Annotated in this window: 17 protein-coding genes; 2 read left to right on the top strand and 15 right to left on the bottom strand. The window is 70.3% G+C overall.

From position 1 onward, the window contains the following. Nucleotides 1-20: 20 nt before the first annotated feature. The 12 genes from Strain318_RS06990 to murA all read right to left on the bottom strand — a co-directional run bounded on the left by Strain318_RS06990 (nt 21) and on the right by murA (nt 12,862). Nucleotides 21-818 (bottom strand): TatD family hydrolase, encoded by a 798-nt coding sequence (locus Strain318_RS06990; protein ID WP_367887792.1) that lies wholly within the window; start codon nt 816-818, stop codon nt 21-23. A 38-nt stretch (nt 819-856) separates the two neighbouring features. After that, entirely contained in the window at nt 857-1,813 is a 957-nt protein-coding gene (gene secF, locus Strain318_RS06985; protein WP_367887791.1) for a protein translocase subunit SecF, read from the bottom strand. Next, complete coding sequence (secD, locus tag Strain318_RS06980; RefSeq protein WP_367887790.1) at nt 1,813-3,441, bottom strand: protein translocase subunit SecD; 1,629 nt, start codon at nt 3,439-3,441, stop codon at nt 1,813-1,815. The genes secF and secD overlap by 1 nt, the downstream gene beginning before the upstream one ends. Before the next feature lie 100 nt (nt 3,442-3,541). Continuing rightward, nucleotides 3,542-4,492 carry a bifunctional riboflavin kinase/FAD synthetase gene (locus Strain318_RS06975; RefSeq protein WP_367887789.1) on the bottom strand — a complete coding sequence of 317 codons (951 nt, stop codon included), beginning with the start codon at nt 4,490-4,492 and terminating at the stop codon, nt 3,542-3,544. After that, a complete protein-coding gene (gene truB / locus Strain318_RS06970; protein WP_367887788.1) occupies nt 4,482-5,399 on the bottom strand; it encodes a tRNA pseudouridine(55) synthase TruB in 918 nt (305 codons plus the stop codon). Before truB ends, Strain318_RS06975 begins: the two co-directional genes overlap by 11 nt. Continuing rightward, nucleotides 5,368-5,748 carry a 30S ribosome-binding factor RbfA gene (gene rbfA / locus Strain318_RS06965; protein WP_367887787.1) on the bottom strand — a complete coding sequence of 127 codons (381 nt, stop codon included), beginning with the start codon at nt 5,746-5,748 and terminating at the stop codon, nt 5,368-5,370. Before rbfA ends, truB begins: the two co-directional genes overlap by 32 nt. A gap of 24 nt (nt 5,749-5,772) precedes the next feature. Next, on the bottom strand, nt 5,773-8,589 hold the full coding sequence (infB, locus tag Strain318_RS06960) for a translation initiation factor IF-2 (RefSeq protein ID WP_367887786.1): 2,817 nt from the start codon (nt 8,587-8,589) through the stop codon (nt 5,773-5,775). 11 nt (nt 8,590-8,600) lie between these two features. Then, entirely contained in the window at nt 8,601-8,936 is a 336-nt protein-coding gene (locus tag Strain318_RS06955) for a ribosomal L7Ae/L30e/S12e/Gadd45 family protein (RefSeq protein WP_367887785.1), read from the bottom strand. Nucleotides 8,937-8,948: 12 nt separating this feature from the next. Beyond that, on the bottom strand, nt 8,949-10,256 hold the full coding sequence (gene nusA, locus Strain318_RS06950) for a transcription termination factor NusA (RefSeq protein WP_367887784.1): 1,308 nt from the start codon (nt 10,254-10,256) through the stop codon (nt 8,949-8,951). 25 nt (nt 10,257-10,281) lie between these two features. Then, nucleotides 10,282-10,749, bottom strand: a complete 468-nt coding sequence (locus Strain318_RS06945; protein WP_367887783.1) for a ribosome maturation factor RimP — start codon at nt 10,747-10,749, stop codon at nt 10,282-10,284. A gap of 116 nt (nt 10,750-10,865) precedes the next feature. Beyond that, a complete protein-coding gene (locus Strain318_RS06940) occupies nt 10,866-11,573 on the bottom strand; it encodes a purine nucleoside phosphorylase YfiH/LACC1 family protein (RefSeq protein WP_367887782.1) in 708 nt (235 codons plus the stop codon). Then, nucleotides 11,573-12,862 (bottom strand): UDP-N-acetylglucosamine 1-carboxyvinyltransferase, encoded by a 1,290-nt coding sequence (gene murA, locus Strain318_RS06935; RefSeq protein ID WP_367887781.1) that lies wholly within the window; start codon nt 12,860-12,862, stop codon nt 11,573-11,575. Before murA ends, Strain318_RS06940 begins: the two co-directional genes overlap by 1 nt. Before the next feature lie 51 nt (nt 12,863-12,913). Here murA and Strain318_RS06930 point away from each other — a divergent pair, with 51 nt between their 5' ends. Then, nucleotides 12,914-13,477: a hypothetical protein gene (locus Strain318_RS06930; RefSeq protein ID WP_367887780.1), complete on the top strand. Its 564-nt coding sequence runs from the start codon at nt 12,914-12,916 to the stop codon at nt 13,475-13,477. Between the two features lie 7 nt (nt 13,478-13,484). Continuing rightward, nucleotides 13,485-14,435 carry a zinc dependent phospholipase C family protein gene (locus Strain318_RS06925; RefSeq protein WP_367887779.1) on the top strand — a complete coding sequence of 317 codons (951 nt, stop codon included), beginning with the start codon at nt 13,485-13,487 and terminating at the stop codon, nt 14,433-14,435. Here Strain318_RS06925 and Strain318_RS06920 read toward each other — a convergent pair. Genes Strain318_RS06920 through Strain318_RS06910 form a run of 3 tightly spaced genes read right to left on the bottom strand, consistent with a single transcriptional unit; the run spans nt 14,416 to nt 18,582 of the window. Next, a complete protein-coding gene (locus Strain318_RS06920; RefSeq protein WP_367887778.1) occupies nt 14,416-16,713 on the bottom strand; it encodes an ATP-dependent helicase in 2,298 nt (765 codons plus the stop codon). The two genes, Strain318_RS06925 and Strain318_RS06920, sit on opposite strands and share 20 nt — an antisense overlap. Further along, nucleotides 16,710-17,984, bottom strand: a complete 1,275-nt coding sequence (gene serS / locus Strain318_RS06915) for a serine--tRNA ligase (protein ID WP_367887777.1) — start codon at nt 17,982-17,984, stop codon at nt 16,710-16,712. The genes Strain318_RS06920 and serS overlap by 4 nt, the downstream gene beginning before the upstream one ends. 1 nt (nt 17,985) lies before the next feature. Beyond that, entirely contained in the window at nt 17,986-18,582 is a 597-nt protein-coding gene (locus Strain318_RS06910; RefSeq protein ID WP_367887776.1) for a hypothetical protein, read from the bottom strand. Nucleotides 18,583-18,602: the final 20 nt, after the last annotated feature.

Genomic DNA, 18,602 nt, shown 5'->3' with positions numbered 1-18,602 from the left:
GTTGGAACCGCGAAAGCTACTTAGGCGAGCGCGAAGAGGCGTCGGGTGTTCGCCACGAGTTGCGTGGCGAGTTCACTGACAGGCTCCGCGCGGGCATCGGCGAGCCGCTGCAACGTGTACGCACACCAGGCCGGCTCGTTGCGCTTGCCGCGATACGGCACGGGCGCGAGGTAGGGGCTGTCGCTCTCGATGACGAGGCGATCGCGCGGGATACGGCGCAGCAGCGCGTCGCCGTCCCACTTCTTGAACGTGATGACACCGGCGTAGGAGACGTACCAGCCGGCCTCGAGGCCGGCGTCGGCGAGGGCCGGCGAGCCGGTGAAGCAATGCAGGACGCCGCGGATGCCGGCGCTGCCGGCCTCCCGCAGCATGGCGATGTTGTCGTCCTCGGCCTCGCGGGTGTGCAGCACCACCGGCTTGCCGTACTGTGCCGCCAGGGCGAGCTGGGCGGCGAAGGCACGGCGCTGCAGGGCGCGCGGCGAGTGGTCGTAGTGGTAGTCGAGGCCGCACTCCCCCACTGCCACCGCGCCGGCGCTCAGCGCCTCGCTGAGGGCCTCGGCGTCGCGGATGGGGTCAAAGCCTGCCGCATCGTGCGGATGGACGCCAGCGGTCCACCAGACGAATCCTGGATGCTGTGCCGCGATGGCCCGCGCGCGCTGCGCAGCCTCCAGCGACTCGCCGATGCACACGGCACCCACCCCGCCGGCGTCGCGGAGTCGCTGCAGCACGTCCGGCAGGTCGTCCGCGAACTGGTCGCTGCCGAGGTGGACGTGCGCGTCGATGAACGGCGGCGGAACGGACGGGGCCCCGCCAGGCACGGATGCCGGACGGGGCCCTTGGTCGTGCACGGCGGCGCTCAGGCGCGGGTAGCCGGCACGCGCGAGTGCGGCGTGGCGTCGGTCTCGCGCGGATACTTCCTCTCGATCCACAGCACCAGCGGCGCGGCGACCCAGATGGAGCTGAAGGTGCCGACGACGATGCCGAAGGTGAGGATCAGCGCGAACGGCCGGATGACCTCGCCGCCGAGGAAGATCATGGCGATGAGGGCGCCGAGCGTCGTCGTACCGGTCATGATGGTACGCGGCAGGGTCTCGTTCACCGAGGCGTTGATCGTGTCGCGCAGCGGCTTCTTGCGGTTGAGGCGCAGGTTCTCGCGGATGCGGTCGAACACGACGACCGTGTCGTTCATCGAGTAGCCGATGACGGTGAGGATGCCACCGACGACGAACAGCGAGATCTCGATGTTCAGGTACTTGATGAACACCATCGTCGCGAGCGTGTCGTGGAGCGTGCCGAGGATGGCCGCCACCGCGAAACGCCACTCGAAGCGCCACGAGATGTAGATCAGCGTCAGGCCGAAGGCGATCAGCGTGGCGATGATGGCGTTGCGGCGCAGCTCCTCACCGACGCGCGGGCCGATGGCCTCCGAGCCGAGGCGGGTGAAGCCCTCGGCGCCGTAGCGGGCGCGCAGCGCCGTCTCGATCTGGTCGGCCACGTTGGTGGCGCCGCTGGCCTGCTGCTCCACCTGCGCCTTGTCCTGGGCGCGGATGCGGATCTCGTTCGGCGACCCGAAGGTGGTGATCTCCGCCTCGCCGAGGCCGGCGTCGGCGATCGACGCGCGCACGTCGGCGACGTCAGGCGCCTGCGGGAAGAGCAGGCGCAGCTCGGTGCCGCCCGTGAACTCGATGCTGTAGTTGAAGCCGGAGATCGGGATGAGCACGATGGCCGGCACGACGAAGACCACGACCGTGATCAGCGCGAGGCGCCACTGGCGGACGAAGTCGAAGCTGGTGTTGTGGAGGATGCGAAACATCAGATGCTCAGGGTCGTGGGCGCCTGCTTCTTCTGCGAGAGCCAGACGTAGTAGAGCGTGCGCACGAAGAAGATCGCGGACGCGAGCGAGGCGATGATACCGGCGAGCAGCGTGACGGCGAAGCCGCGGACGGGGCCGTCACCGAACTGGTAGAGGATCGCCGCGGTGAGCGCCGTCGTCACGTGCGTGTCGACGATCGCGCTCCAGGCGTGGTCGAAGCCTTCGTCGATGGCCATGCGGATCGACTTCCCGCCGTCGAGCTCCTCTCGGATGCGCTCGAAGACGAGGAAGTTCGCGTCCACGGCCATGCCGATCGAGAGCACGAAGCCGGCGATGCCGGGCAGCGTGAGCGTGGCGTCGAAGGTCGCGAGGATGGCCAGCGTGATCATCGTGTAGAAGAACAGGCCGACGACCGCGAGGAAGCCCGAGAAGCGGTAGTAGCCGACCATGATCACGATGACGATGAGCACCGCGGCGATGCCGGAGTAGATGCCGGCCTGGATCGCGTCGGCGCCGAGCGAGGCGCCGATCGTGCGCGTCTCGACGACCGTGAGCGGCACGGGCAGCGCGCCGGCACGCAGCACCAGCGCGAGGTCCTGCGCCGGCTGGATGTCGCGGCCGCCCATGGTGATCTGGCCGCGCGTGCCGATGGCGCCCTGGATGACCGGCGCGCTCATGACCTTGTCGTCGAGGACGATGGCCATGTTGTTGCCGATGTTGCGGCCCGTCTCGTTGCGGAAGCGGCGGCCGCCTTCGTTGTTGAGCTGGAAGGTCACCTTGGCGCCTTCCATCGGATCCTGCTCCGGCTTCGCGTCGACGAGGTACTCGCCCGTGATGATGTCGCGGTTGTCGAGCACGTAGAGCGGACGGTACCACTGCGTCGAGATGCTCACCGAGTCGGCGCCCCAGCGGACGACCTTGCCCGGCGGCAGCGCGTTGCGGATCGCACTGTCGGCGAGCAGGCGCTCGATGCGCCGCACGTCGGCCTGCGCCACGTAGTATTGGCCTGGCAGGCTGCCCGGCGCGATGTAGCGACGGAACGGCCCGTCGCTCGGCGCGGTGGCGCTGTCACCGGCGGCGCTGTCGGTCGGCGTCTGGAAGATGCCGCCGAGCGTGGACGACTGCGCGCTGTCGCCGGTCGACGTGCCCGTCGCGACGTCTAGGCCGCGGGCCTTGGCGATCTGGTCGAGCCGCGGCGCGACGCGCTCCAGCGCCTGCGTGCGATCGGTGATCTGGAAGCGCAGGTAGGCCGAGCGCTGGACGACGGCGATCGCGCGCTCGCGGTCGTCGATGCCCGGGAGCTCGACCTCGATGCGGCGGTCGCCGACGCGCTGCACGATCGGTTCGGCGACGCCGAACTCGTCGATGCGCGAGCGGATGACGCGCAGCGCGCGCTCCAGCGCGTCGTTGACGTCGGCCACCTGCTGCTGCGACTCATCGATCTCGAGCGCGAGGTGCATACCGCCGCGCAGGTCGAGCCCGTACTTGAGGGGGATGCGCGTGTAGGTGGTGTCCACCATGACGCCATCGCGCTGGAAGCGGTCCTCGACGGTCCGCGGGAAGAGCGCCCAGGCCGACGCGATCACCATCGCGGCGATCACGAGCAGGCGTGCCTTCAGGCTGTTCATCTGGAGCAGGTAAGGAAGTGAAACCCGGGGGAAACCAGAACCTTGAAGAGTACCCGCCGGGAGAGGGCAAGTCAATCAGAAACAACGGCTTGCGGCATCGTCAGGGCAGCCCCGTTTCGCCTGCGGCGGCGAGCACCGTGCGAGCCGCCGCCTCGTCCTTCGCCAACTGCGCGCGCAAGGCGTCCGACCCGCTGAACTTCTGCGTCTCGCGCAGGCGCGCGAGCAGGTCCACGCGGACGCGCACGCCATACAGCTCGCCCGTCAACTCAAAGCAGTGCACTTCGAGCGCCGTGGCCGCGTCGCCGAAGGTCGGACGCGGTCCGAGGTTCATCATCCCGCCGAACGTGCCACGCGGCGTCTGCACGCGCACCGCGTAGACGCCCTCGGGCGGCAGCAGCTTGCGCGGCGACGGCGCGCCGAGGTTGAGCGTCGGGAACCCGAGCGTGCGGCCGCGACGGTCGCCCGGCCGCACGATGCCGCCGATGCTGTACGCACGCCCGAGACCGTCCGCCGCGCGCGTCAGGTCGCCGCCGGCGATCGCCCGGCGGATCGACGTACTCGAGATGGGTCGCCCATCGCTCCCCTGCACCGCCTCAACCACCGAAACGTCAAAGCCTCGCGACGCGCCGAGGCCGCGCAGGACGTCGGCGTCGCCGGAACGGCCGCGCCCGAACCCGTGATCGTAGCCGATGAGCAGCTCGCGCACGCCGAGGCGCGCGATCAAGACGTGGTCCACGAAGTCCGGCGCCTCGTAGCGCGCCAGCGTCGGCGTGAACGGCAGCACCACGACGTAGTCGAGCGGGCTCTCGGCGAGCACTTCGCTCTTCTCGTCGCCGAGCGTGAGCAAGGGCGGCGCGGCAGCGGGATTCACCACCTCGAGCGGGTGCGGCTCGAAGGTGACGAGCACGGCGGGGAGCCCATGGCTGCGCGCCCGTTCGGCGAGGCGCTGCAGCACGAGCTGATGCCCGCGATGCACGCCATCGAAGGTGCCGATGGTGCACACGGTGCCGCGCACCTCGGGCGGCAAGCCGAAGGCCGGATCAGGCCTCACGCATCACCACCCGCGGCTGCCAGCGCTCGCCCTCTGAGGAGCCCGCGCCGTGACGCCGTTCGGCCAGCGCGACGAGGATGTCGTCGTCCGCACGCACCAGGGCGCCCCAGGGACCGGGCACCGTCGCGGCGACATCGATGCCGCGGACGATCTTCGCGAGTTCGTCGTCGCTGAGGCGCTGCACCGGAAAGCCGGGGAGCGCGGCGAGCGCCGGTCGCAGCGCCGCGCGGCGCTCGCGCAGGTCCTCGAGCGTGACGGCGTCGGCGACGTCGAAGGGCCCGGTGCGGACGCGACGCAGCGCCGCGAGGTGCGCCGCGCTGTCGACCGCACGGGCGAGGTCGCGGGCGAGCGATCGCACGTAGGTGCCGCCGCCACACGTGATGCGCGCGTCGACGCTGCGCACGCGGCCCTCGGCATCCTCGTCCACGGCGAGGAGCTCCCAGCGGTGCACGGTGATGGGCACGGGCTTGAGCTCGACCGCGGCGCCGGCGCGGGCCAGCGCGTAGGCGCGCTGGCCGTCGATGCGCTTGGCTGAATACGCGGGCGGCACCTGGTCGATGCGCCCGACGAATCGCGGCAGGACCGCGAGGAGCGCGGCACGTGTGGGCAGCGCGGCCTCGCGCACGGGCTGTCCGAGCAGGTCTTCAGTGTCGGTTTCGACCCCGAAGGCGATGCGCGCCTCGTAGACCTTGGGTTCGTCGGGCAGATGCGGCAACAGGCGCGTGGCGCGGCCAACGAGTAGCACGAGCAGGCCGGTGGCGAAGGGGTCGAGCGTCCCGGCGTGGCCGATGCGGCGCTCGCCGATGGCACGCCGTGCGGCGTTCACGACATCGTGCGAGGACACGCCCGCCGGCTTGTCCACGAGCAGCAGGCCGTCAGGCGTCGCCGTCGGGCGCGGGCTCGTCACGCTTGATCTGGGCAAGCAGGGTCTCGATGCGTGCGGCGCGCTGCACCGACTCGTCGAGACGGAACGTGAGTTCGGGCGCGAACTGCAGGCGCAGCGCGCGGCCGACGCGACCGCGGAGATGCGGCGCCATGCCGGCGAGCGCCTCGACGGTGCTGGCCTTGGCGGCCTCGTCCCCCATGACGCTCACGTACACGGTCGCGTGCCGGAGGTCGCGGGCCATCTCGACCGCCGTCACCGTGACGAGCCCCGTGAGGCGCGGGTCCTTGGCATCCCGCGCCAAGAACGCCGCGACTTCCTCACGCACCGCTTCGCCGACGCGGTCAGCGCGGCGCGGATCCCGTGGTGGCATCGTCCCTCCGCTGCGGCTCGCCGCTCAGCCGGCCGAAGCCGGCTGCAGCGTGCGCGCGACTTCTTCGGTGCGGTAGACCTCGATGACGTCGCCGACCTTGAGGTCGTTGAAGTTCTCGATGCCGATGCCGCACTCGTACCCTTCCTTCACTTCCTTCACGTCGTCCTTGAAGCGACGCAGCGAGCCGATCGTGCCGTCGTAGACCTCGATGCCGTCGCGGATGACGCGGGCGCGGCCCTGGCGGTTGATGACGCCCGAGCGCACCGAGCAGCCGGCGATGACGCCGATCTTCGGCACCTTGAACGTCTCGCGCACCTCGGCCTCGCCGAAGACGACTTCCTTCTCCTCCGGCCGCAGCAGGCCCTCGAGGGCGGCCTTCACGTCGGCCACCGCCTCGTAGATGATGCGGTAGAGCTTGATCTCCACGCCCTCGCGGTCGGCCGCGGCGCGCGCCTTGGTATCCGGACGCACGTGGAAGCCGATGATGATCGCGCCCGACGCCTTGGCGAGGAGGATGTCGCTCTCGGTGACGGCGCCGACCGCACGCGCGACCACCTCGACCTGCACTTCCTCGTTGCTGAGCTGCTGCAGCGCGTCGGCGAGCGCTTCCGCCGGACCGCCCTGGTCGGCCTTGATGAGGAGCTTGAGCTGGCGCTTCTCGCCGCTGGCCGCACTCGCCATGAAGTCCTCGAGCGACACGGCCCCCTTCGCCGTGCGACGGCTCTTGGCCTCGCGATCGAGCCGCTCGCGACGCTGTGCGATCTCGCGCGCTTCCTGCGCGTCGGCGACGACGATGAACTGGTCGCCGGCCATCGGGACGCCCGTGAGGCCGAGCACCTGCACCGGCACGGCCGGCCCGGCTTCCTTCACCTGCTTACCGCGCTCGTCGAGCAGGGCGCGGACGCGGCCCGAGTGCAGGCCGCAGATGAAGTCGTCGCCGACCTTGAGCGTGCCGTTCTGCACGAGGATCGTGGCGACGGCGCCCTTGCCTTGGTCGAGCTGTGCTTCCACCACCGAGCCCGTCGCGCGACGGTCCGGGTTGGCCTTGAGGTCGAGGATTTCCGCCTGCAGCAGGATCTGCTCCAGCAGTTCCTTGACGCCCGTGCCCTTCTTGGCGCTGATCTCCGACGCCAGCGTGGTCCCGCCGAAGTCTTCGAGCACCACACCGTGTTGCAGCAGGTCCTGGCGGACCTTCATGGCGTTGGCGGTCGGAAGGTCGATCTTGTTGATGGCGACGATGATCGGCACGCCGGCGTTCTTGGCATGCGAGATCGCTTCGATCGTCTGCGGCATGACGGCGTCGTCCGCGGCGACGACGAGCACGACGATGTCCGTCACCTGCGCGCCGCGGGCGCGCATGGCGGTGAAGGCCTCGTGGCCCGGCGTGTCGAGGAACGTGATCTGCCGTCCGTCCGGCAGCGAGACGTGATACGCACCGATGTGCTGCGTGATGCCGCCCGCTTCGCCCGCGACGACCGTCGCCTTGCGGATGTAGTCCAGCAACGACGTCTTGCCGTGGTCGACGTGACCCATGATCGTGACGACCGGCGGCCGCGGCTTGAGGTCTTCCGCGGCATCCTTCACCTCGTCTTCCTCGGCCGACGCCGCGTAGTCCTCTTCGCGCACGGCGATGTAGCCGAACTCGCTGGCGATCAGCTCGATCTGGTCGAAGTCCATGCGCTGGTTGATGGTGACCATCAACCCGAGGTGCTTGAACGCGAACGCGACGATCTGCGTCGCCGGCACCTTGAGGCTCTCGGCGAGTTCGCTGACCGTGATGAACTCATTGACGCGGATGGTGACCTTCTCGCGCGCGGCGATCTCGGCGCGCATGGCGGCGAGCTCTTCGCGGGCGGCCGAGTCGTCACGGACGCCGCGGCGCTTGCCGGTGGCGCCGCCCATCTGGCGCATGGTGCGCGAGATGTTCGCCGTCACCTGCTCCTGGTCGACGCGCTTGCCCTTCTTGCCGCGACGCGGGCCGGAGGACGGCGTCGCGTTGGGCCCGAAGTTGCTGCCGGCCGGCGCGCCAGGGCGCCCACCGCTTCCGCCACGCTCATCGCGGCGGCCACCACCCATGCCACCGCCCGGCGTGGCCGAGGCCACCGGACGCGGCGGCAGATTGAGCCCGCTGACCGGCCGCGGACGCGGCGGGGCCGGCGGGACGGGGCGCGGACGCGGGGCATCCGGCGCGGCCGGACGGGCCGCAGGCGCGGCGGCCTTCGGCGGCTCGGCGGCCGGCGTCGACGGCGCGGGTTGCGCGGCCTCGCGCGCGGCCGCGAGCTCCGCCTGACGCAGCCGTTCGGCCTCGTCGGCGCGGGCACGCGCCGCCGCCTGCTCTTCGGCGAGCTTGGCGGCCTTCGCGGCCTCTTCTGCCTCGCGTGCCGCCTTCTCGGCGCGCTCCGCTTCCGCCGCCGCAGCGGCGGCCTCGGCAGCGGCCTGCGCAGCCGCGGCCTCTTCCTCGGCCTTCTGCACATCGGCGGCACGACGGCGCCGCGTGGTCTTCACGGGTTCGTCGGCGCCGGCGTCCGGCGCGGGCTCCGGCTCGGCGGCTGCGGCCTTCTTCGCCGCCACCTTCTTCTTGGCGGCCGGCTTGGCCTCGGTGGTCTCAGCGGCCTTCTTCGCGACGGCCTTCTTCTTCGCGGGCGCCTTCTCCGCGACGACCGGCTCCGTGCGATTGCGCTTCTCGCGCTCCCACCGGACGCGCGCGCGCGCCACCTGGTCGTCCGTCAGGACGGACGCAGGATTGCGCGCGGTGATGTCCATCGTGCGCAGGAGGCCCAGCACCTCATCGGCGCCGATCCCGAACTCCGCTGCCAGCTCACTCACCCGAACCTTGGTCAAACCCGCCTCCGTTAGGCCTCTCGTCCTGCGTCCGCCGTTGCGGCGATCGCCAGGAGTCCCGCTGCCAACTTGCCATCCACGACGCCGACGATCGCCGCGCTCTGCTTGCCGGCGATGCGACCGAGTTCCTCGGCCGAATCCACCTCAAGCGTCGGGACGCGGCGTCCCGCCAGCAAGCCATCCACCTTCTGTCGCGCATTGGCCGAGGCATCCTTCGCCACGACCGCCACGCGCACCTTCCCGCCCTTCACCGCCTCGCGGACCCTGTCTACTCCGACCACCGCGAGCCGTCCGCGCATCCCGAGGCCCAGGAGCCCGAGCACCTTCCGCTGCTGGGCCTCGTCCACGCGCGCCTCTCCTTACTCCGCCGTCGACTCGCCACCCACTTCGGTGAGCTCGTCGAGGATGGCGATGATGCGATCGGCCTCTTCCGGCGCGATGCCGGGGAGCTTGAGGAAGTCCTCGCGCTCGAGGTCGATGATGTCGTTGAGCGTGCGGTAGCCGCCCGCCTCGAGCACCGCGACCGTCGCCGTGGCGAGGCCTTCGATGTCGGAGAGCGGCACGTCCGCGGCGTCCTCGTCGGGCAGCGGTGCGAAGAGCGGGATGTCGCCCCCGCGCTCCAGCCACTCGCGGCTCGAGTACAGGTCAATCTTCCAGCCCGTGAGCTCCGAGGCGAGGCGCACGTTCTGGCCGTTGCGGCCGATGGCCAGCGAGAGCTGGTCCTCGTCGACGACGGCTTGGATGGTCTTGGTGGTCGGATCCGAGAACACGCGCGCGACCTTGGCCGGCGCGAGCGCGAGCTTGGCGAAGCGCTCGGGGTCGTTGGACCACGGCACGATGTCGATGCGCTCGCCGCCGAGTTCCTGCACGACGGCCTGCACGCGTGCACCCTTGAGGCCCACGCAGGCGCCCACCGGATCGATGGCGTCGTCCTTGGAGACGACGGCGATCTTGGTGCGGCTGCCGACCTCGCGCGAGGCCGCGCGGATCTCGACGATGCCCGACTGGATCTCCGGCACCTCGAGGCGGAACAGCGCCTGCACGAACAGCGCGTCGGCGCGCGAGAGGATGAGGCGCGGGCCCTTCGGCGTCTCCTCGATGCGCTTGAGCACGGCGCGCACCGGCTCGCCCTGCGTGTACGTCTCGCGGTGGTTCTGCTCGCGGTACGGGATGATCGCTTCCGCCTCGCGGAACTTGTTGAGCATCACGACGATCTTGCCGCGCTCGATCTGCTGGATCTCGCCCGAGAGCAGGTCGCCGACGCGACCCGCGAACTCGTCGCGGATCTTCGTGCGCTCGCCCTCGCGGACGCGCTGCACGATGCGCTGCTTGGCGGCCTGCACGGCGGAACGCCCGAACTCCTCGAAGGAGACCGGGATCTCCATGAGGTCGCCCGGCTGGTAGTCGGGATCCTCGTAGCGCGCTTCCTCGAGGTCGATCTCGGTCACCTGGTCGGCGACGTCCTCGACGACTTTCTTGAGGATGACGATGCGGATGTCGCCCTTGGCGTCATCGATCTCCACCTCGGCCTGCACGGTCGGGCCGTGCTTCTTGGCCAAGGCGGCGAGGATGCCGTCCTTGAGCAAATCGTGCAGCTCCCCGCGCTGGATCTGCTTGCTGTCCGCCAGCTCGCGCAGCGCCATCAGGATTTCCGCTGAACCCGCCATCCAACACTCCGTTCGAAAAAAGGATCTATGGCTTCCAGTGGAACGCGAGGCGGGCGTCCGTGACGTCCGCGAGCGCGACCACGTGCTCGTTGCCCTTCGCATCCCGCAGGCGCAGCGAGACGTCTGGCGCCTCACCCTCGACCGCGACGATGTCCACGTCCTGCCGCCCATGCAGCTTGAGGCTGTTCACGGTCGCGCGGCGCCCGACGAACCGCCGCCACTCCCGCTCGTGGCGCAACGGCCGCTCCATCCCCGGCGACGACACCTCGAGCACGTAGCGCGACGTGATGAGGTCCGGCTGTGCATCCAGCCGCGCCTCGATCGCCCGCGAGGCACGCTCGCAGTCGCCGACCTGCACCTTCTGGAGGTCCAACCGGTCCACCCGCACGTCCAGCACCGGGCGCCCCTTGGACCCGCCGACCTTGAGCTCGACAAGCTCGAGGCCTAACGGCGCAAGTTCTTCATTGACAAGGGTTTCCAGCGCTTCCTTCACGGTCCTGACGGCCTCATAGAGAACAAAAAAAGTGCGGGGAGACCTTCCCCCACACTCCGCTCACACTTCCGGAATGTCTCCCGACTCCCTGAGGATACCCGCCGGAGGCTACTCCGTCAAGCCGCGCCGCTATAGATGCAGGCCACCTGGCGCCCCGCATCACCCGCGCGATGCGAGAACAAGTCCCCGTTGTCGCACTTGGTGCACTCGCCGCTCGCGCTCCACCGGGCGACGCCGAGCTGACTCGCCTGCTCCGCCAGCAGCGCCCGCAGGTCCACGTGGCGCGGGCGCTTGGTCTCCCAGCCCGTGAGCTGCTCGTACACGTCCGTGCCGACCTCATAGCAGCGCCCGCAGATGCTGGGCCCGAGGTGGACGTGGCACTCGTCGACGGGGAACCCGAGCTGGGAGAACAGGCGCAGTGCCTGCGGGAGGATGCCGCCGGCGACGCCTCGCCAGCCAGCGTGCACGATGCCGACGGTGCCGCTCGGGTGCGCGACGAAAGCCGGCACGCAGTCCGCGATGGTGACGGCCGCGGCGCCCGCGCCGATCACGATATGGCCATCGGCGCCCTCGATGCGGACCCAGCCGTCGAAGGGCGCATCGTGCACCAACACCTTCGTGCCATGCACCTGGAGGGCCGAGGCCAAGCGCGGCGCGCCGACCCCGACCAGCGCCTGATGCAGGGCGATCCAGCGCTCACGGGCCTGCGCGCGGATTGCCTCGTCCGCCGCGCTCAAGTTGAAGTCGCCCGCGGCGCGCGTCGTGGTGAAGGCGCGCACGCCCCATCGCTCGAAGACGGGGATGTCGAGCCGCGGCGGGAGCATCAGCCGTTGGCGACGCGCTGGATGCGGGCGCCGAGCGCGTTGAGCCGCTCGTCGATGCGCTCGTAGCCGCGCTCGATCTGGCCGATGTTGTTGATCACGCTCGTGCCCTGCGCGCAGAGCGCCGCGATGAGCATGGCCATGCCGGCGCGGATGTCCGGGCTCTCGACCTGCGCCCCACGCAGCTGCGTCGGACCGCTCACCAAGGCGCGATGCGGATCGCAGAGCACGATGCGCGCGCCCATGCCCACGAGCTTGTCGACGAAGAACATCCGCGACTCGAACATCTTCTCATGGATCAAGATGATGCCCTCGCACTGCGTCGCCGTGACGATCGCGATGGACATCACGTCCGCCGGAAACGCCGGCCACGGCTGGTCCTCGAGCTTCGGGACGGCACCGCCAAGGTCGCTGCGGATGCGCATCTCCTGCTCGGCGGGCACGATCAAGTCCGCCCCGCTGATCTCGGTCGTGACGCCGAGCCGGTCGAAGCCCATGCGGATCGAGCGCAGGTGCTGCACGCCGGCATCCTCGATGACGAGCCGCGAGCGCGTCACCGCGGCGAGGCCGATGAACGAACCGACTTCGATGTGATCGGGTCCGATGCGGAACGTGCCGCCGTGCAGCGGGCGCCCGCCGTGGATGGTCAGCACGTTGGAGCCGATGCCCTCGATCTGCGCGCCGAGCGCGACGAGCATCTCGCAGAGGTCCTGCACGTGCGGCTCGGAGGCCGCGTTGTGGAGGATCGTCGTGCCCTTGGCGGCGACGGCCGCCATGATGGCGTTCTCGGTGCCCGTGACCGACGGCTCGTCGAGGAAGATGTCGGCGCCCGTGAGCGCCTTGGCGCGGAAGACGATGCGCTCGCCGAACTCATGCGTGGCGCCGAGAGCTTCGAGGGCCAGCACGTGCGTGTCGAGCCGGCGGCGGCCGATGACGTCGCCGCCCGGCGGGGCCAGTGTGACCTCGCCGCAGCGGGCGAGCAGCGGGCCGGCCAGCAGGATGCTTGCGCGGATGCGTGCGCAGAGATCGGGGGGGAGCGTGTCGCCACGGACCGTCTTGGCGTGAATCACCAGCGTGTTCGCGGCCGTCCACTCGGCGCTGGCGCCCGCCGCGCGCACGAGGCTGAGCAGCGACTCGATGTCCCGGATGCGCGGGACGTTCTCCAGCGTGACCGGCTGGTCCGTGAGCAGCGCCGCGCAGACGATGGGCAGGGCGGCGTTCTTGTTGCCGGTGGGCCGGATGCTGCCGGCGAGGGGTCGGCCGCCCTCGACGATGAACTGAGGCTGGGACATAGCCGCACAATATATGCTTGACGCCACGCGGCCGTCTGGAGAGTGTTCCGTATGCCCGTCCCCTTCGCCGTCCTGCAAGTTGCCGCCGCCGCGGACACGATGATCGTCCGTCAGGTCCCGCCCGTGCGCACGGCGTTCGAGCAACTGGTCTTCGTGGCCTCGGGCCTGACGTCGATCCTCACGCTGCTTGTCGTGCTCGTCATCCTCGTGATGCTGCTGGGCATGCGGCAGGCCGCGCTGGCCCTGCAGGCGAAGCTCGACGAAGTCCTGACGGAGCTGCGGCCGCTGACGCAGAACGCCAATGCCGCCTCGCAGGACCTGCGGGAGGCGACGGCGATGGCGAAGGCGATGGTCGCCGAGTCGCGCGAGACGGTGTCGCTCGCGAACACGCGGGTGCGCGAGACGGTGGACGACCTTTCGGACCGCATCTCGGAGCTGTCGGAGATCATCGGCAAGGTGACGCGGCTCGCGACGCGGATCGCGTCCGTGACGGCGACGGCGATCGGCGGCCTCAAGGCCGGCGCGAAGATCTTCGGCCTCGGCCGCAAGAAGCCGAAGGCCGGTCCCGTGGTGCGGGAACGCGACGAGAAGCCGCGCCTGCGGCGTCGCCGCTGAGCGTCCGATGCCGCGGGCGCGTCCAGGCGTGATGCGGCGCGGGCCCCTCGGGCTCGTTCTCGCGGCGCTGCTGCTGCTGGCGCTCACCCCGACGGATGCGCTGGCGTGGACGCCGGGCACGCACGTGATGCTGGGCGAGGCCCTGCTCCGCTCCGCCGACCTGCTGTTGCCCGCCGCGCTCGCGCAGCTGCTGAAGGCGCATCCCTTCGAGTTCCTCTATGGCTCGATCGCCGCGGACACGAGCTTCGCCAAGCGCTACGCCAAGGTGGGGCGCCACTGCCACTACTGGCATGTCGGCGACGAGATCCTCGACCGCGCGCGCGATGACGCGCTGCGCGCCTTTGGCTACGGCTACCTGGCGCACCTCGCGGCGGACGTCGTCGCGCACAATCACTTCGTGCCGCACCAACTGGCCATCTCCAGCGCGACCAGCGGTGCCGGACATGCATACTGGGAAGCGCGCTTCGAGTCGGCGCTCGGCGAGCAGTGGTCGCGACGCGCCCGCGAGGTGATCCTGCTGGAGCACGACCAGGCGGACGAGCATCTCGACCGCATCCTGTCGCCGACGATCTTCAGCACGCCGACGAACCGCCGCATCTTCCGCGGGATGGTGCATGCCTCCGACGTCGGTGCATACCAGCGGGTGCTCGGCCTGATGGCGGCCAACAGCCGCTGGCCGCTCCGCGAGAACGCCGTGGGCGCGCACGTGGACCGCGCGTTCGATCACATCGTCGACCTCTTCGTGCGTGGCGAGCAGGCCGTCGCGCGCCGCAGCGACCCCAGCGGCGAGGATGCGCTGCGCGAGGCGAAGCTCATCCGGAAGGGCGCGCTCGAGCGGGGCGGCGAGCGCGCGGCCCGCAAGGATGCCGCGGACCGCTTCGCGCTCCCCGCGGCCGACCTGCCGTTCGTGGCGAAGCTGCCGCGCCCGCTCTACGAACCTATTCGAACGCCCGCGTAAGGCCGGCGAAGGCGATCACGAGCCGCTTGCGGCCGATTGCTTCGTCATCGAAGTCCACGGTGACCTTGGCGTCCTTGCCGCCGCCGCTCACCTCGGCGATGGTGCCCGAGCCGAACTTCACGTGCGACACGCGCTCGCCCTTGGTGAAGCTCGGGAGGTCCTGCGAGGCTTCTTCGTCGGCGACGAAGCTGGGGACGCGGCCCTCGCGCGGGGACCAAGCCGGCGCGGACCGCGGGCGCGCGAAGTCCGCACTGTCGTCCGCCGTCGGCCGGCGGCGATACCCGTACTCCCGCGGCGGCGCGGCCAGTCGCGTCGTACTGCGCAGCCGCACCGTGCGCTGCGCATCGAACTGTCGGTCGTCGAGGCCGCGCAGGAAGCTCGTGCGAATGCTCGGCAGCAGCTCACCGTTGCGACGGCGCTGGTGCGCCCAGCTGAGGATGAGCCGCTCACCGGCCCGCGTGATCGCGACGTAGAGCAGCCGGCGCTCCTCCTCGAGCGTGTCCGGATCGTCGAAGGCGCGCGCGAGCGGGAACAGTCCGTCCTCGAGGCCCGTCACGGCGACGAAGCCGTACTCGAGGCCCTTCGCGGTATGCACCGTCATCATCGTGACCGCATCGGCATCGGGCCCGAGTTGGTCGAGCGCAGTGACCAGCGTCGCGCGCTGCAGGAAGTGATCGAGCGGGCGGAGGCCGACCTCCCCGCCGTCGTCGATGATGGTCTCGGCCGCCGACGTCACCAGTTCCCGCACGTTCTCGAGGCGCTCGAGGCCTTCCGGCCCTTCGGCGCGCAGCGCCACCTCGTAGCCCGACTTCTCGACGATCTCGACGAGCAGGCGATCGACCGACGTGTCGCTGGCCGCCTCGCGCAGGCGATCGACGAGCGTCGTGAAGATGTCGAGCGACTCACGCTTCGCGGGCGGAAGGCCGGCGACCTGCCCCCGCGCCGCACGACGGGCGATCTCGAGCAGCGGTACGCCGGCCTGCGCGGCCTCGACGGCCAGGAGCTCGACCGAGGTGTCGCCGATCCCGCGCTTGGGGGCCTGGATCGCGCGGCGGAACGCTTCGTCGTCCTGCGGGTTGGCGACGAGGCGCAGCCACGCGAGGAGGTCGCGGACCTCGCGGCGGTCGTAGAAGCGCGTCGCCCCGACGAGGCGATACGGGATCGCCTGCTTGCGCATCGCCTCTTCGAAGCCGCGGCTCTGCGCGTTGGTGCGATACAGCACCGCCGCGTCGGAGTAGCGATGTCCGCGGCGCCGCCAGTCCTGGATGGCGTCGGCGATCGCCTCCGCCTCGTCGCGGTCGTCGGCGGCTTCGAGCAGCGCGACCTTGTCGCCGCCACTGCGCGTGGGCCGCAGCGTCTTGCCGCGCCGACCAACGTTCTCGGCGATGACGTTGTTCGCGAGTTCGAGGATGGCCGCGGTCGACCGGTAGTTCTCCTCGAGCCGCACGACCGTGGCGCTCGGGAAATCGCGCTCGAAATCGAGGATGTTGCGGATATCGGCGCCGCGCCAGCCGTAGATGGCCTGGTCGTCGTCACCGACGACCGCGACGTTGCGATGCTCACCCGCGACCAGCCGCACGAACTCGTACTGGGCGCGGTTCGTATCCTGGTACTCGTCGACGAGCACATGCCGGAAGCGCCGCGCGAGGCGCGTCCGCACGTCCTCGTGCTCACGAAGGATGCGCACCGGCAGCACGAGCAGGTCGTCGAAGCTCACGGCGTTGGCCGCGCGCATCGTCGGCTCGAGGTCGCAATACACCTTGGCCGCCGCCTTCGCCAACGGCGTGCGGGCCAGCTCCTCGTACTCGGCGACGTCGACGAGCGCATTCTTGGCGGAACTGATCTCGCCATTGATGGCCTTCGGCGCGAACTCCTTGGTGGAGACGCGATGCTTCTCCATCAGGCGCTTGATCACGCCAAGGGTGTCGTCCTCGTCGTAGATCGTGTACTCGGCCGTGCGCCCGACGCGCTCGGCGTTGGCCCGCAGCAGGCGGGCGCCGATGCCGTGGAAGGTGCCGATCCACATGCCCTTCGGGTCTTCGCCGAGTGCGCGCCCGACGCGCTCGCGCATCTCGCCCGCCGCCTTGTTCGTGAACGTGACGGCGAGGATCTCCTGCGGCAGCACGCCGCGCTCGGCGATGAGGCGCGCGATGCGGGCCGTGAGCACGCGGGTCTTGCCGGAGCCGGCGCCCGCGACGACGAGCAGCGGACCGTCTCCATGTTCGACGGCGGCGCGCTGGGCAGGGTTGAGCGTGGGGAACGGCGTGCCGCCGCTCACCCGAGACGATCCCTGCCGAAGACGGCGGCGAGCGCGGCCGGCAGGTGCACGCTGCCATCCGCCTGCTGGAAGTGCTCGAGCAACGCGGCGATCACCCTGGGGAATGCGACGCCCGACGCGTTCAGCGTGTACACGAAGCGCGGCTTCTCGCCAGGCGCGGGGCGGAAGCGGATGTTGGCGCGGCGCCCCTGGAAGTCCGTGAACAGCGAGCAGCTCGAGACTTCGAGCCACTTCCCCACCCCAGGCGCGAAGACCTCGAGGTCGTAGGTCTTGGCGCTGGCGAAGCCGGTGTCGCCCGCGGCGAGCAGCACGACGCGATACGGCAGACCCAGACGCTGCAAGACGGCTTCGGCGTGCGAGAGCAGCAGCTCGAGCTGCGCCTCGCCGTCCTCCGGCGCGCAGTAGCGGACGAGCTCGACCTTGTCGAACTCATGCACGCGCAGCAGGCCGCGCGTGTCCTTGCCGGCCGAGCCCGCCTCGCGACGGAAGCAGGGCGAGTAGGCGCACAACGCCTTCGGCAGCTCGTCCGCGGCGAGGATCTCGTCGCGGAACAGGTTGGTCACCGGGACTTCCGCCGTCGGGATGAGGAAGAGATCCTCGTCCTTGAGGGCGTACATGTCGTCCTCGAACTTCGGGAGCTGTCCCGTGCCGGTCATGGTGGCACGGTTGACCACCACGGGCACCCAGGTCTCGTCGTACCCGAACTCCGTGGTGTGCAGGTCGAGCATGAGGTTCATCAGCGAGCGCACGAGACGCGCGCCGGCGCCGCGATACACGATGAAGCCCGAGCCCGAGACCTTCGCGCCGCGCGGCAGGTCGAAGAGCCCGAGGGACTCCCCGACTTCCCAGTGCGGCTTCACGCTCTCGGCCGCGCGCGGCTCGCCCCAGCTGCGGACGACGACGTTGTGCGTCTCGTCTCCGGCCGGCACGTCAGCCAGCGTGAGGTTGGGAAGCCCGAGCAGCAGCTCGTCGAAGCGCTGCTGCGTGACCTCCAACTGCGCCTCGAGGGCGGCAATCTCCTCGCCGATGACCCGGGCATTCGCCTGCAACTCGCTGGCGTCCTCGCCGGCCTTCTTGCGCTTGCCGACTTCCTGCGTGACGCGGTTGCGTTCGGCCTTCCGCTCCTCTACACGCGCGATGGACGTGCGCCGCGTGCGGTCGAGCGCCTCGAGTTCGTCGATCAGCGGTCCATAGAGGTCGAGCTTCGCGCGGCGGCGCATGGCGTCACGCAGCGCCGCCGCGTCCTCGCGGACGAGTCGGGGATCGAGCACGTCAGAACCTCGGGATGCCGTCGGCGAACGAGCGGAACCCGCAGTTCGGATTGATGCGCCCGAGGAGGAAGGCGCGTCGACCGACCACGTCAATCGTGTCGGCGACGAACTTGCCGTAGATCACCGGCGTCTGACTGAACCCGCAGAGCTGCGTGGGCACCTGGACGACGAACGACTCGCCGACGTCGACTTCGATGATCGAATCGGTGGCGTAGCGCCCGCGCGGCGCCGACTCGATGTCCTCGTACGGCGTGCCGGGCACCAGGACGCCGATCGAGCGGGCGCCGCCGATTGGCGAGACGACGGCGCTGACCGGCAGCACGCGCAGCTTGCCGGCTGGTGTGATATCGAACGCAAGATCAAACGAGCCCGAGGGCTCGAGACGCACGGTGACGTTGTTCTGCACCGAGTACCCGGTGGGGTACGGCGTCGGCGACCCAGAGATGGCCCAGACCGTGAAGATGGTGCGCACCACGGCGGTGCTGGCCCGCGGGGCAAAGGGATCGGGGCCGCAGCCGAGCGCGAAACCGGCCGAGGCGAGTAACAGGGCCGCGAACGCAGCGCGCGCGGCACGACGGAACTTGAGCGGGATATTCACACCGTAAACTACCCCGCCGC

The organism is Pseudogemmatithrix spongiicola (assembly GCF_030623445.1).
GTDB lineage: Bacteria > Gemmatimonadota > Gemmatimonadetes > Gemmatimonadales > Gemmatimonadaceae > Pseudogemmatithrix > Pseudogemmatithrix spongiicola.
Note: the sequence above shows the minus strand (reverse complement) of the source record. Positions and strands in the feature narration are given on the sequence as shown.